The 12,361-nt window shown below is 64.5% G+C and carries 14 protein-coding genes; 8 read left to right on the plus strand and 6 right to left on the minus strand.

All coding sequences use genetic code 11. The features are described 5' to 3' along the window. The first annotated feature begins 135 nt into the window (after positions 1-135). Positions 136-1,164, plus strand: coding sequence for a glycosyltransferase family 2 protein (locus AC0L27_RS09665; protein WP_354208279.1), 1,029 nt, complete (start codon positions 136-138; stop codon positions 1,162-1,164). A gap of 15 nt (positions 1,165-1,179) precedes the next feature. On the opposite strand, the gene AC0L27_RS09670 is transcribed toward AC0L27_RS09665, so the two are convergent. Continuing rightward, complete coding sequence (locus AC0L27_RS09670) at positions 1,180-2,166, minus strand: glycosyltransferase (RefSeq protein ID WP_275171064.1); 987 nt, start codon at positions 2,164-2,166, stop codon at positions 1,180-1,182. A 247-nt stretch (positions 2,167-2,413) separates the two neighbouring features. On the opposite strand from AC0L27_RS09670, the gene AC0L27_RS09675 reads away from it, so the two are divergent. The 3 genes from AC0L27_RS09675 (at position 2,414) to AC0L27_RS09685 (ending at position 6,141) form a co-directional block, all read left to right on the plus strand. Next, positions 2,414-3,481 carry a glycosyltransferase gene (locus tag AC0L27_RS09675; RefSeq protein ID WP_354208278.1) on the plus strand — a complete coding sequence of 356 codons (1,068 nt, stop codon included), beginning with the start codon at positions 2,414-2,416 and terminating at the stop codon, positions 3,479-3,481. Between the two features lie 41 nt (positions 3,482-3,522). Then, positions 3,523-4,917 (plus strand): O-antigen ligase family protein, encoded by a 1,395-nt coding sequence (locus AC0L27_RS09680; RefSeq protein ID WP_354208277.1) that lies wholly within the window; start codon positions 3,523-3,525, stop codon positions 4,915-4,917. Positions 4,918-4,995: 78 nt separating this feature from the next. Beyond that, entirely contained in the window at positions 4,996-6,141 is a 1,146-nt protein-coding gene (locus tag AC0L27_RS09685) for a GNAT family N-acetyltransferase (RefSeq protein ID WP_354255224.1), read from the plus strand. Positions 6,142-6,171: 30 nt separating this feature from the next. On the opposite strand, the gene wrbA is transcribed toward AC0L27_RS09685, so the two are convergent. From wrbA to AC0L27_RS09700, 3 genes are all read right to left on the minus strand, one after another. Continuing rightward, positions 6,172-6,771 (minus strand): NAD(P)H:quinone oxidoreductase, encoded by a 600-nt coding sequence (wrbA, locus tag AC0L27_RS09690; protein WP_354208275.1) that lies wholly within the window; start codon positions 6,769-6,771, stop codon positions 6,172-6,174. Between the two features lie 84 nt (positions 6,772-6,855). Beyond that, on the minus strand, positions 6,856-7,554 hold the full coding sequence (locus AC0L27_RS09695; RefSeq protein ID WP_354208274.1) for a pirin family protein: 699 nt from the start codon (positions 7,552-7,554) through the stop codon (positions 6,856-6,858). 32 nt (positions 7,555-7,586) lie between these two features. Further along, a complete protein-coding gene (locus AC0L27_RS09700) occupies positions 7,587-8,339 on the minus strand; it encodes an SDR family NAD(P)-dependent oxidoreductase (protein WP_354208273.1) in 753 nt (250 codons plus the stop codon). Positions 8,340-8,456: 117 nt separating this feature from the next. Here AC0L27_RS09700 and AC0L27_RS09705 point away from each other — a divergent pair, with 117 nt between their 5' ends. Then, positions 8,457-9,392, plus strand: a complete 936-nt coding sequence (locus AC0L27_RS09705; RefSeq protein ID WP_473318797.1) for a LysR family transcriptional regulator — start codon at positions 8,457-8,459, stop codon at positions 9,390-9,392. Positions 9,393-9,448: 56 nt separating this feature from the next. Then, on the plus strand, positions 9,449-9,970 hold the full coding sequence (locus AC0L27_RS09710) for an REP-associated tyrosine transposase (RefSeq protein WP_473307715.1): 522 nt from the start codon (positions 9,449-9,451) through the stop codon (positions 9,968-9,970). Positions 9,971-10,030: 60 nt separating this feature from the next. On the opposite strand, the gene AC0L27_RS09715 is transcribed toward AC0L27_RS09710, so the two are convergent. Then, complete coding sequence (locus AC0L27_RS09715) at positions 10,031-10,288, minus strand: hypothetical protein (RefSeq protein WP_275171073.1); 258 nt, start codon at positions 10,286-10,288, stop codon at positions 10,031-10,033. Between the two features lie 154 nt (positions 10,289-10,442). On the opposite strand from AC0L27_RS09715, the gene AC0L27_RS09720 reads away from it, so the two are divergent. Then, positions 10,443-11,426, plus strand: coding sequence for a tripartite tricarboxylate transporter substrate binding protein (locus tag AC0L27_RS09720; protein WP_275171074.1), 984 nt, complete (start codon positions 10,443-10,445; stop codon positions 11,424-11,426). A gap of 95 nt (positions 11,427-11,521) precedes the next feature. Then, positions 11,522-11,872, plus strand: coding sequence for a hypothetical protein (locus AC0L27_RS09725; RefSeq protein WP_354208272.1), 351 nt, complete (start codon positions 11,522-11,524; stop codon positions 11,870-11,872). Here the strand turns inward: AC0L27_RS09725 and AC0L27_RS09730 are convergent. Beyond that, positions 11,869-12,345, minus strand: coding sequence for a YbaK/EbsC family protein (locus AC0L27_RS09730; RefSeq protein ID WP_354208271.1), 477 nt, complete (start codon positions 12,343-12,345; stop codon positions 11,869-11,871). The genes AC0L27_RS09725 and AC0L27_RS09730 overlap by 4 nt on opposite strands. Positions 12,346-12,361: the final 16 nt, after the last annotated feature.

A 12,361-nucleotide genomic window follows, 5' to 3' on the forward strand; every position in this document is an offset into this window, starting at 1 on the left:
CCGCCGTCGCGAGGCTCCAACCGGCCGTTCATTTTGGGACGTGCCTGTCCCGCGGCGATGTGCCGTCGCGGGACGGCGCTGATCCCCGGGATCGAAGCAGGGCTTTTTCAATCTATCTCGCACATCTAGAACGTCATGACATTGATCCCGACAGACCTGTCCGCCACGCGTATCTCGGATGCCGTGCGCGATCCCAACCGGGAGATCGCGGCCAGCTCCCGGATTATCGACCTGTCGGTTGGTATCGTCGTCTGCATCCCCTGCTTCCGCCGCCCGCAGCATCTGCGGTTGACACTGGACTCGCTCGCCAGCCAGCGCACCCCGCGCTCCTTCGCCGTCGTCATGGTCGAGAACGATACGGTACGGCGCGAAAGCGCGCCGGTGGCCGCGGAATATCTCGCCGATGGCAGGCTTCAGGGCGTCTGCCTGGTCGAGAAACGGCAAGGCAACGTCCAGGCGATCAACGCCGCGTTCGAGACGGCGCTGGCGCTGTTCCCCGCCGCGACCCGTTTTCTGATGATCGACGACGACGAGATCGCTTCGCCCGATTGGCTCGAGCTGATGGTTCGCACCGCGGAGGCCACCGGCGCCGATGTGGTCGGCGGGCCGGTGCTGCCGGTCTTCGAGGACGACAGCATGCCGTGGCTTTCGCGTCACCCCGTTTTCTGTCCCGCCTATGATTACAGCGGCGCGGTGCCCCTGATCTATGGCTGCGGCAATTGCCTGATCACGCGTGCGGCGTTCGAGAGGTTCGCCCGGCCCGCTTTCGATCCGCGCTTCAACTTCCTCGGGGGCGGCGACTGCGATTTCTTCGTGCGCTGCCGCGATGCCGGCATGACGTTCCACTGGACGGCGGAGGCTGTCATCACCGAGACGGTGCCGCAAAGCCGGACCGGTTTCGGCTGGATCGTGAAGCGAGGCCTGCGCATCGGCGCGATCAATTATCGTGTGCAGTCCAAGGCCGCGCAGGGCACGGCGGCGCGAGTGTGGGTGTTTGCGCAGGTGCTCGGGAGGTTGCCGCTGTCGTTGGTGCGCGCGGCCACTCTGCTGAACTCATCGAAGGCCGTCGTCGCGATGCATCCCGTGATGGTCGCGCTCGGCTCGTTGTTCGCCGCGTTCGGCGTGGAGCCGAAACCCTATGAGGCCTCGAAGATCGTGTCCTGACGCCGAGGCGGCGGGCTAAATACCAAAGCAGGCGAGGGCAACCCTGACCGCGGAGCGCGGCAACGATTTGAGCGAGCGGCGCCCGACCATCCCGAGATAGGCGAAGGCTTGGCGATATCTGCCGAAGCGGACCGCTTGCATCGCCGAATATGTGACGAGATGAACTTCGGCGGCCTGGCGCAGCCCGGCTGCCATGCCCGCGGGCAGTCGCGCCATGATCAGCCCGTCGTCGAACACCCGCGCGATCGCCGGAAAGAAATCCTGTGGCGTCCGCACCGCCGCGTTCATGGTATTGGCCGTGTGCAGGCGGTAGTCGAGCAGAAGGTTCGGCGCAAATTCGAACTCGCCGATCGCGGCAAGGCGGCACCAGCAGTGCCAGTCCTCGCAATATCTGAGCGAGACGTCGAAGCCGCCGATAGCGCGGAAGGCCTCTGCACGTGCGAGCGCAATGCCGCCATTGACGATGAAGTTGCCGGCCGCCAGCCGCGCCAGCACGTCGCCGGACGGCTTGCGGCGCCCTTTCAGCAGATCCCGACGGCCGATCTGCCGCCCCTCGCTGTCGATCGTGTTGTAGTCGCCGTAGACGAGAACCGCGCGCGGCGCGCCACGCGCGGCCGCCAGCAGCGCCGCGACCGCGCCGGGCCGCAGGCGATCGTCGGCATCGAGGAAGAGTAGCCATTGGCCGTTCGCATGCTGCGCGCCGAGATTGCGCGCGGCCGATACGCCCGTCGCGCCGTTGGTCATCAGGCGCAGTCGCGGGTCACGAATGGCACGGACGATGGCGGTGGTGCCGTCGGTCGAGCCGTCGTCCACGACGATCACTTCGGTGACCTCGGCTTGCGCCAGTGCGCTGGCGAGGGTTTCACCGACATAGGCCGCAACATTCTTGGCCGGGATGACGACAGACACCGATGTGGCTGAGCCGACTTGCAGCGGGAGACGCGCCGCCGGAACGACGCGCGATGCGGCGGGCAATTCGAGAATTTCTTCCGCGGTGATCAAGATACGACTCGCCTTTAACCGTCTGTTAACCAGGGCGCATCTGCGCGTTCGCAATGCGATCGATCGCAACCCTGACCGTCGCGAATGATACTCACATTGGGAAAAAAACGTCGCCGCGACGGCTACCGCAGCGTTGGTTTCGTCAATTAGCGTTAAGCCGCCGGCATTAAGCCTGTGGCAAATTTGGAAGAGTGCGACAGCCGGTCCCATGCGAGAATGCGCAACCTGGCTGCCGCGGATGGACCCAGTGCCCGCAAAGACATTCGACTACGATCCCGACGACATGGTCCTCAACCTGTTCTACGAGGATAAGGACGATCGCTGGTTTCCCGGCGACCGGCATCTGCGGCGCATGGCGCGTCGCATGCTGCTCGGCGAACCGCGCATGAGCGGGCAGCTCCGCGTGTTCCTCAATCTCTGTGCGGGGCTCGATCGGCTCGGCATCCGCTATCGCGTCAACGACTACAGCTACATCGCGCGGCATCCGGGCGAACTCGCCTGCATCATCGGCCGCACCTTCCTGCTCGACAAGTTCGCCTGGAAAAATCCGATCCTGCTCGGCGTCGCCGCCCACAATCATCCGCTCGACGATCCCGACCTGTTCAAGCGCTTGCCTGTCAAGAAGGTCGTGGTGCCGGGCCCCTGGTACGCCGACATGTATCGGCCGCATTGGCCCGAGACGGAGGCTTGGCCGATCGGCATCGACACGGATCTCTGGGCACCGTCGCCGACGTCGCAAAAGAGTGTCGACGTCCTGATCTACGACAAGGTGCACTGGAACCGCGAGCGTTATGCGCCGGAGTTGATCGAACCCGTCCGCGCCCGGCTCACGAAGGAAGGCCGCTCGTTCATCGAGCTGCGTTACGGCAGCTACAAGGAGGAAGACTATCGGGCTGCGCTCGCGCAATCGCGTGCGATGATCTTCCTGTGCCAGAACGAGAGCCAAGGCATCGCCTATCAGCAGGCCTTGTCTTGCGGCGTGCCGGTGCTTGCCTGGGATCCCGGCGGCCCTTGGCGGGACCCCGATTATTATCCGCATCGCGTCCAGTTCGCACCGGTGTCGTCGGTGCCGTACTGGGACGATCGTTGCGGCGCCAAGTTCGTCGACATCGCCGGGTTCGAGGCGGGTTGGGAGCAGTTCTGGGCCGGGTGTGCCGCTGATGCGTTCGATCCGCGCGGCTTCGTGCTCGACAATCTCACGCTGGAACAGCGCGCGCTGCAATATTACGAGATCGCGCGAAGCATCGTGCGGCAGCAGGCGGTGCCGCAGAGCCCCGCTGAACTGGTTGACGGATGCTTAACAGGGATCGGCTAAGACTGTGAGCTTCCCTCCGGCTTCACCACCAGCCTCGAGCCATGGATCGCAGCGCCACTGACATGACCGACGTCGAGGCCCGATCGTTCGGCGGCGTCCTGCGCGATGGGCTTGCGGGGGTCAACGCCGTGCGGGCGGCGCGCTGCCTCGTCGCAGTCGCAGCCCTGCTCCTCGTGCTGGTGACGCTCGATCCGTTTCCGGACCTGCGTAACGAGGATGTCACCACCGTCGTCGGCGGACGGATGGCGCTCACCTATGTCTCCTGGGGCCTGCTGGCCGCGGTCGCGGTGCTGTTCGTCGCCGCGGCGGATGCGCCCGCGCTGAAGACGCTGGTGACGCCGCTGCATCTCTGCCTGGTCGGCTGGCTCTTGATCAACATCGTCTTCTCCGAGAATCGCGGAGTTTCGATGCAGCGCTTCGTGCTCGCAGCCAGCGTGATGTCGCTCGCGGTGTTGTTGCCGTTGCTGCCGCCGACGCAGCGCAGCTTCAATCTGTGTCTCGGAGGCGCCGCGCTCGTCCTGCTTATGCTCTGCTATCTCGGCGTCTTCCTTGCGCCGCAACACTCGATGCACACCGCACTCGATGTCACCGAGCCGCAGTTGGCCGGCGACTGGCGCGGCAGCTTCGGCCACAAGAACATCGCCTCGCCGGTGATGACCATCCTGGTCTATGTCGGCATCTATCTGTCCGCCGTCGGCTCGTTCGTGATGGGTCCGGCCATCGCCGCGCTGGCCGGAATCTTCCTGATCTTCACCGGCGGCAAGACCTCTTCAGTGCTATGCCTTGCGATCTACGCGCTCGCCTCGCTGGTCTGCGTCACACCAAGCCTGTGGCTGAAGCGGATCATCTGCTTCGTGCCGCTGATCGTGATGAACCTGTTGACGGTCGGCAGCGTCGTGAGTCCGGCGCTCGGGGCAATGACGCGGCTGCTTCCGCTCGATCCCACCTTCACCGGCCGTTCCGCCATCTGGGAGTTCGCGCTCGCAGCCGTCGCCGAGAAGCCGATCATCGGTCACGGCTATGCCGCGTTCTGGGACGATGTGACCGCGCGGCAGACCGCCCAGGGCGCCGAATGGGCGACGAGCGCGGCGCACAGCCACAACAGCTATCTCGACCTCGCGGTCACCATCGGCCTGCCGGGGCTGTTGCTGGTGATCCTCATCTTTGTGCTCGCGCCGCTCGGCAATTTCCAGTCGGCCCGAACTCACAACCGCAGCGGTGCGTTAGCAAAGCTGTTCCTGACCGTGTGGCTGTTCGGCCTGTACTACGGGGCCACCGAGACCTTCCTGCTCGAACGGCAGAATCCGATCTGGTTCATGTTCGCCGTCGCCGTGGCCGGCCTGCACTTCCTGGCCAGGTTCCAATGCGTCGCGGAAACGGAACCGGCCCCTGACGGTTTGTCGCAGCCGGGTGCGGCCGCAGTGGCTTCGGCTTAACGATAAGCAGTGAGGTAACTTGTGGCTGCAACAAAACACAATCTATCTGGAAACACCCAGTAACCGTATGTCCCGCGGATGACGATCCTCAGCGTCGAGCAACCAGATGGTCTTGTGTCCAGCACGTCGGGAATCGCGGTCGATTTTGTGCGTGACTGGCGGCAGGCCGCATCGCGCCTGAATGCAGGCCATCGCACTGCATTTCAGCATGGATACTGGCTCGGTGCCTGGTATGAGGCGTTCCACGATTTCTCGCCGCTGATTGCATTGATCTCCGATGCCACGACCGGCAGGGACATCGCAATGGTGCCGATGATCAGCCACCTCAGGCGCGGCATCCGCATCGTCGAATTCGCCGATCTCGGCGTCTCCGATAACAACGCGCCGATCCTGGCGCTCGATGCCGCGTTGGACGCGGCGGCGACGGATGCGATCGGCGAGGCGCTGATCGACGCATTGCGCGCATTGCCGGACCGCTTCGACCTGCTGCGCCTGAGGAAGATGCCGGCCCATATCGGGGGCAACCCGAACCCGCTGGTGTCGCTCGGCCGGATCGGTTCCTGCTCGCTCAACGGCAACCTCGTGCTGACTGGCGACGACTATGAAGATTACCAGGCCTCGATCAAGCGCATGCAGATGCCGCGCTGCTGGCGCGTCTTCAGCCGTCACGCCGGGGCGCGATTCGAGATCGCCACTGATGTCGCGCGTGCGCGCGAGCTGCTGGACGTGATGGATGCCCAGCAGCAGGCGCGCATGCGAAAGCTCGGCTCGCGCTTCGTCCTCAACGACGAAACCCATGCGCAGTTCTATCGCGAGGTCGCCCGCCAGGGCGTCGCGGACGGTTACGCCGTCATTTCGGCGCTGGTGTGCGACGAGGCCGTTGTCGCCACCACGCTCGGCGTCAGGTTTGGTGCGACCTATTTTCTCCTGCGCATCAGCCACGCCGGCGATTCCTGGTCGAGCTGCTCGCCGGGGCTGCTCGTGACCGAGCGCACCATGGCGGCGTTGCATGCGCAGGGCGCGCGCCGTTTCGACCTCAGCATCGGCAACCAGGGCTACAAGCGCCGCTTCGGCGCCAAGCCGGTACCGCTAACCGATGTCAGCGTCCCGCTGTCCTGGCGCGGCATGCCCTTCGCATGGCGTGACCACGCCGCGCAGGGCCTGCGCCGTCACCCCAGGCTCGCCGCCTTTGCGGCGCAGGCGATTGGCAAGGGGATGCGCTGACGGGCGCTCCCCTCGCACCAGCCGTGTAGCTCAGCCGTGCAGCTTCTTGGCCGTCTCCGCAACCTGGCGGCCCTGATAACGTGCGCCGGCGAGCTCGTTGGCGCTGGGCTGGCGGCTGCCGTCGCCACCGGTGATCGTGGTGGCGCCATACGGCGAACCGCCGGTGACTTCATCGAGCTTCATCTGGCCAGCGAAGCCGTAGTTTAGGCCGACCACGGTCATACCGAAATGCAAGAGGTTGGTGATGATCGAGAACAGCGTCGTCTCCTGCCCGCCATGCTGGGTCGCAGTCGACGTGAAGGCACCGCCGACCTTGCCGTGCAGCGCGCCCTTGGCCCAAAGCCCACCAGCCTGGTCCAGAAAGTTCGCCATCTGCGAGGCCATCCGGCCGAAGCGGGTGCCGGTGCCGACAATGATCGCGTCGTAGTTAGCGAGGTCGTCGATCTTGGCGACGGGGGCAGCCTGGTCGAGCTTGTAATAGGACGCCTTGGCGACCTCGGCCGGCACCAGCTCGGGCACGCGCTTGATGTCGACGGTGGCACCCGCTTCGCGCGCGCCTTCGGCAACGGCATTGGCCATCGCTTCGATGTGGCCATAGGCGGAATAGTAAAGGACGAGAACTTTGGTCATGATGGTCTCCGTTGGATGCAGATTTGATGGAGCGGTGTCGGGGCGTCATGGCCGGGACAAGCCCCGCCATGACGGTGAGAGCCGTTAGGCCGCGTCGACGAGCACGATCTCGGAATCTTCCAGTGCCGTGATCTTCAGCCTGTCCTCGTCACGGATCGCGGCGCCGTCGCGGGCGTTGACGCGCACGCCGTTGATTTCGACCGACCCCGCCGCGGGCACGAGATAAAGGTGCCGCGACTTGTGCGGCGCGTACTCCGCGCTCTCGCCCGCCTTCAACGTGGTGGCGAGCACCCGCGCATCGGCGCGGATCGGCAGCGCGTCCGTGTCGTTCTCGAAGCCGCTCGCGATGGTGACGAGCTTGCCCGAGCGGTCTCCTTTCGGAAACGGCTTCGAGCCCCAGGTCGGCTGCCCGCCGCGCGCGGTCGGCTCGATCCAGATCTGGAAGATACGTGTCCTGGTCGGCTCGAGATTATATTCGGAGTGGCGGATGCCGCTGCCGGCGCTCATCACCTGCACGTCGCCCGCCTCGGTGCGGCCTTCGTTGCCGAGGCTGTCCTGATGGGTGATCGCGCCCTCGCGCACATAGGTGATGATTTCCATGTTGGCGTGGGGATGGGCAGGGAAGCCGGTGTTCGGCGCGATCTCGTCGTCGTTCCATACCCGCAAGGCGCCGTGACCCATGTTGTCAGGGTCATAATGGCTTGCGAAGGAGAAATGATGCTTGGCGTTGAGCCAGCCGTGATCGGCGCCGCCGAGCTTTGCGAAGGGTCTGAGTTCGATCATCTGCGTGATTCCTTATGTTGGGACGGTGGCGCCTAGGCGCCAAAACCGCCGTCGACGTTGAGCACCGTGCCGGTGACGAAGGAGGCTTCCGGGCTTGCGAGGAAGACGATTCCGGCCGCGACTTCCTCGGGGCGGCCGAAGCGCTGCAGCGCGTGTTGCTTGCGCTGGGTCTCGGCGAACTCGCCGCCGTCCTTCGGATTCATGTCGGTGTCGATCGAGCCGGGTTGCACCACGTTCACGGTGATGCCGCGCGGGCCGAGATCGCGTGCGGCGCCCTTGGTGTAACCGACCACGGCGGCCTTGGTGGCGACGTAGTCCGCAAGGCCCGGGAACGAGGCGCGGTCGGCGAGCATCGAGCCGACGGTGACGATGCGGCCGCCTTCGCCCATCAATTGGGAAGCGGCGCGGATCGCCGCGATCACGCCATGCACGTTGACGGCGTCCTGTCGAGCGAGCGCCTCGGTGTCGGCATTGGCGTCGTCGATCGCGCCGCCGCTCGCGACGCCGGCATTGTTGACCAAGATGTCGAGATGGCCAAACTCCTTCGCGACGTCGTTGACGAGCTGCGTCACGTCCTTGGCCGAGGCCTGGTCGGCCTTGAAGGCGCGGGCCTTGACGCCCCGGGCCTTCAACTCGGTGACGACCGCTTCCGCCTTTTCGGGAGAGGCGACGTAGCTGATGGCAACATCCGCACCTTGATCGGCGAGTGCGCGGGCAGAGGCCGCGCCGATACCGCGCGAGCCGCCGGTGACGAGGGCAACCTTGCCTGAGAGCTTCTTGGTCATTGGATTTCTCCGGTCCTGAATTTCTGATGACCCTTGGATAAGCCTCGGCCTGTGGTATAGAAATAGAAACTGTTGAAACATATTGTTTCCTTAAACAGCCCAATTGGATCTGCTTTCATGGCCAAACTTCCCGATTTCGAGGCGCTCGCGATTTTCGCAAAAGTCGTGGAATTACGGTCGTTTGCGGGGGCTGCGGGCGAGCTCGCGATGTCCAAGGCGACGGTGTCCAAGGCGGTCACGCGCCTCGAAGAGCGGCTCGGCGCCCGGCTGTTCAACCGCACCTCACGCCGGCTCGCGCTGACCGATGCCGGGCATAAGCTCGCCGAGCGTGCGACGCGCCTGCTGTCCGACGGCGAGGCGGCGGAGAACGAGGCGCTGGCGCAATCGGTCGCGCCGCGGGGTCTGGTGCGGCTCGCCGTGCCCATGTCGTTCGGGATCAAGGCGGTGGCGCCGTTGCTCCCGGAGTTCTTTGAGGCTTATCCAGAGGTCTCGGTCGATCTGCACTTGAGCGATGCGACCATCGATTTGATCGGCGAGGGCTTTGACATGGCGGTGCGGATCGCGCGGCTGCCGGACTCCTCGTTGATTGCGAGGCGGCTCTTCACGATGCCCCGCTTTACGGTAGCTGCGCCGTCCTATCTGAAGCGCGAGGGACGACCGACGCATCCGATGCATCTGGCCGCGCACAAATGCTTCAGCTATACCTATCTCTCGACGCCGAACGTCTGGCACTACACCAACGCGGCCGGCGAGCAGGCGAGTGTACGCCCAGGCGGACAGTTCCGCGTCAACAACGGCGAAGCGGTGATGCCGGCTCTGATCGCCGGTCTCGGCATCGCAGACCTTCCGGAATTCATCGTCGGTGACGCCATCTCCTCCGGCGACGTCGAGGTGATCCTGAAGGACTGGAAGCAGGCCGAAGGCGCCGTGCATCTGGTGACGCCACCCGGCGGCCCGCGCCCCGCACGCGTCGAGGCGCTCGGCGATTTTCTCGCGGCGAAGCTGCCGGGTACGTGCACGCGGCGCGCAAAGAAGAGCGAGCGAACAGCGTAGGTGCGGTAGGGTGGGCAAAGCGAAGCGTGCCCACCAATTCATGCGAAGGATCGCAAGTGCCTCAGTATCGCCGAGCGCAAGGCAACATGTTCTTCTTCACCGTCGCGCTAGCCGATAGGTCAAGTACGCTACTCGTCGACCAAGTTGATCGCCTACGTCAGATTTACCGAACGGTCGTGCAACGCCGGCCGTTCGAGACCGTCGCAATCTGTATCTTGCCTGACCACCTCCATGCGATCTGGGCGTTGCGTGAGGATGACGCCGACTTTTCGTCGCGATGGAATCTGATCAAGGGCGGATTTTCGCGGCGGCGGGAGGCCGGCGAGCGTTCAATCAGTAAATTGATGAAGCGAGAGAAGGGCATCTGGCAGCGCCGCTTTTGGGAGCACGCAATTCGTGACGATGCCGACTTGGAGCGGCACGTTGACTACATCCACTTCAATCCGGTGAAGCATGGCCTCGTCACGCGTGTGCGCGATTGGCCTTTCAGCAGCTTCCACCGCCATGTTGATCAAGGCACCCTTCCCATGGACTGGGGAGGGGATGTGCGTGACATCGTGGGGCACTTCGGCGAATGATTGGTGGGCACGGCGCTTTGCGCCTTTGCCCACCCTACGGCATATCGCCCAGTAGTACGATTACGACACCTTCTCACCATTACGCACGACCAGGCGCAGGCTCGGCTTCAACGTCTCTTCCAGTTGCGATTTCAAATCATGAACACGCGGGTCGCTCGAGCGCTTCGCGCAGACCGCGTATTGATGCACGGATTGCGCCAAGGCGCGTCGCGCTTCCGGCGTTCGCGTCACGTCTGGCTTTGAAAGCCGCAAGACGATCGCGGCGAGATTCACCAGCATCTCGTCCAACGCCACGTCAATGGTCTGAAGTTTATTCATCGCTCCACTCCCTGGGAGGCAACGGTAGAGTCCTCGGGGCGTTCCTGACCGGGCGGAATATGGATAATGCTTCGTTAATCCCGCGCGCGCGGCTTGTTCTTGCGGACGGTCACGCTAGGCTGGCAGCGAAACAAGAAAACAGGGGGAATCTGCCATGGATCGACGCGATGTCCTGCGCGCCGCTGCCGCATTGCCGTTGTTGCCTGCGTTGTCGAGCGCGGCTTTCGCGCAAGCCTATCCCGCTCGCAACATCACCATGATCGTGCCGTTTCCGGCCGGCGGCCAGGCGGATCTTGCGGCCCGCCCCGTCGCACAGGCGCTGGAGCGAATCCTCGGCAAGGCGGTCATCGTCGACAACCGCGCCGGCGGTGGCGGTGGATCCGTCGGCAATGCCGCGGCGGCGCGCGCCGAGCCCGACGGCTACACGTTGCTGATGACGCTGTCCTCGCTCGCGGTGCTGCCCGAGGCCGACCGGCTGTTCGATCGTCCGGTCGCCTACGAGGTCTCGCAGTTCATGCCCATCGCACGGGTGCTGGCCGATCCCACGCTGCTCGCGGTGCCGGCCTCAGCGCCGTGGAAGACGGCGCAAGATTTCGTCGAGGACGCCAGGAAGCGGCCGGGCCAGATCACCTATGGTTCGTCGGGGCCTTACGGCACGCTGCATGTGGCGATGGAGATGTTTGCAAACAGCGCCGGCATCAAGCTGCTGCATGTGCCGTTTCGCGGCGCAGGTCCCGCACTGACCGCGCTGCTCGGCGGCACTGTGCAGGCGATTGCAGCAGCTCCCGGCACGCTGAAGCCGCAGGTTGACGACGGCAAGCTGCGGGTGCTCGGCAATAGCGGTGCGCGGCGCATCGCGAGCTTCCCCGATGTGCCGACGTTCCAGGAGCTCGGCTATAAGGACGTCGAGATGTACATCTGGGCCGGGCTCTTTGCACAGAATGCTCTTCCTGCGCCGATCGTGACTCGGCTGCGCGAGGCGATGGCGCAGGTGATGACGAGCCCGGACGTGCTCAAGGCCTTCGAAACGTCGGGCAGTCTCGTCGCCTATCAGGACGCACCGGCGTTCGCCGAGTTCGTGGCGGTCGACAGCGCGCGGCTGATTACGGCGGTGAAGAAGATCGGCAAGGTCGAATAGGTTCCTAGCTCGTTTTCACATTTTTTTGTTGGTCCAGAACCTCTCCGCGTCTCATTGATTGAACAGAATTCGAGAGACTCGTGAAGGAATCGGACATGCGAACAGAGCGGATTGCGCTGGGTGTGGCGCTTGCGATCGGCGGCATCGTCGCGCAGGGCGCTGCATCCGCTGAAGAGTATCGTGGAACTATGGAGCAGCAGATGGCCTGCACGCCGGATGTGTGGCGGCTGTGCAGCGACCAGATCCCTGATGTGAGCCGCATTACGGCCTGCTTGCGGCAGAACACGTCACAGCTCTCCAGCGGTTGTCGCGCCGTGTTCCAGTCCAACAACCAGATGCCGCCGCAGCAGCAGGTTCCGGGCAATCGCGCCGCGCCGGCGCCACGTTATAACAATGCGCCGCCGCCTCCGGCGACCCAGCCTCGGCCTTACGACGAGGATGATTAGCGCGCTTCGGACCTGACCTCGCAGACATCGACCCACTCCGCCCCGGTCAGCTCGGCCATCCGGGAGGGCGTGATGCGCACCGCGCTATGCGTCGAGCCGGCGGCCGGCACCACCACGTCGAACGCCTTCAGCGAGACGTCGCAATAGACCGGCAGCGGCGACTTCAGTCCGAACGGGCAGACGCCGCCGACCTCGTGGCCGGTGACCTCCGCGACCTCTTCAAGTCCCAGCATCTTCGGCTTGCCGCCAAACGCCGCCTTCACCTTCTTGTTGTCCATGCGCGAAGTGCCGGCTGCAACGATCAGGATCACGCGCTCGCCGATCCGCAACGACAGCGTCTTGGCGATCATCCCGGGCTCGACACCATAGGCTTCCGCGGCCAGCGGCACTGTCGCGGAGCTGATCTGGGATTCGATAACGGTGATGTCGGGGGCTTTTTCGGCGAAGAAATTGCGAACGGATTCCAGGCTCATTCCAGTCAGCTCATTC

The organism is Bradyrhizobium sp. Ken51, from assembly GCF_055807435.1.

Coding starts and splice junctions, on each gene's coding strand:
- AC0L27_RS09665 (WP_354208279.1), top strand. CDS start 136: ATGACATTGATCCCGACAGACCTGTCCGCCACGCGTATCTCGGATGCC.
- AC0L27_RS09680 (WP_354208277.1), top strand. CDS start 3,523: ATGGATCGCAGCGCCACTGACATGACCGACGTCGAGGCCCGATCGTTC.
- AC0L27_RS09685 (WP_354255224.1), top strand. CDS start 4,996: ATGACGATCCTCAGCGTCGAGCAACCAGATGGTCTTGTGTCCAGCACG.
- wrbA (WP_354208275.1), bottom strand. CDS start 6,771: ATGACCAAAGTTCTCGTCCTTTACTATTCCGCCTATGGCCACATCGAA.
- AC0L27_RS09695 (WP_354208274.1), bottom strand. CDS start 7,554: ATGATCGAACTCAGACCCTTCGCAAAGCTCGGCGGCGCCGATCACGGC.
- AC0L27_RS09700 (WP_354208273.1), bottom strand. CDS start 8,339: ATGACCAAGAAGCTCTCAGGCAAGGTTGCCCTCGTCACCGGCGGCTCG.
- AC0L27_RS09705 (WP_473318797.1), top strand. CDS start 8,457: ATGGCCAAACTTCCCGATTTCGAGGCGCTCGCGATTTTCGCAAAAGTC.
- AC0L27_RS09715 (WP_275171073.1), bottom strand. CDS start 10,288: ATGAATAAACTTCAGACCATTGACGTGGCGTTGGACGAGATGCTGGTG.
- AC0L27_RS09720 (WP_275171074.1), top strand. CDS start 10,443: ATGGATCGACGCGATGTCCTGCGCGCCGCTGCCGCATTGCCGTTGTTG.
- AC0L27_RS09725 (WP_354208272.1), top strand. CDS start 11,522: ATGCGAACAGAGCGGATTGCGCTGGGTGTGGCGCTTGCGATCGGCGGC.
- AC0L27_RS09730 (WP_354208271.1), bottom strand. CDS start 12,345: ATGAGCCTGGAATCCGTTCGCAATTTCTTCGCCGAAAAAGCCCCCGAC.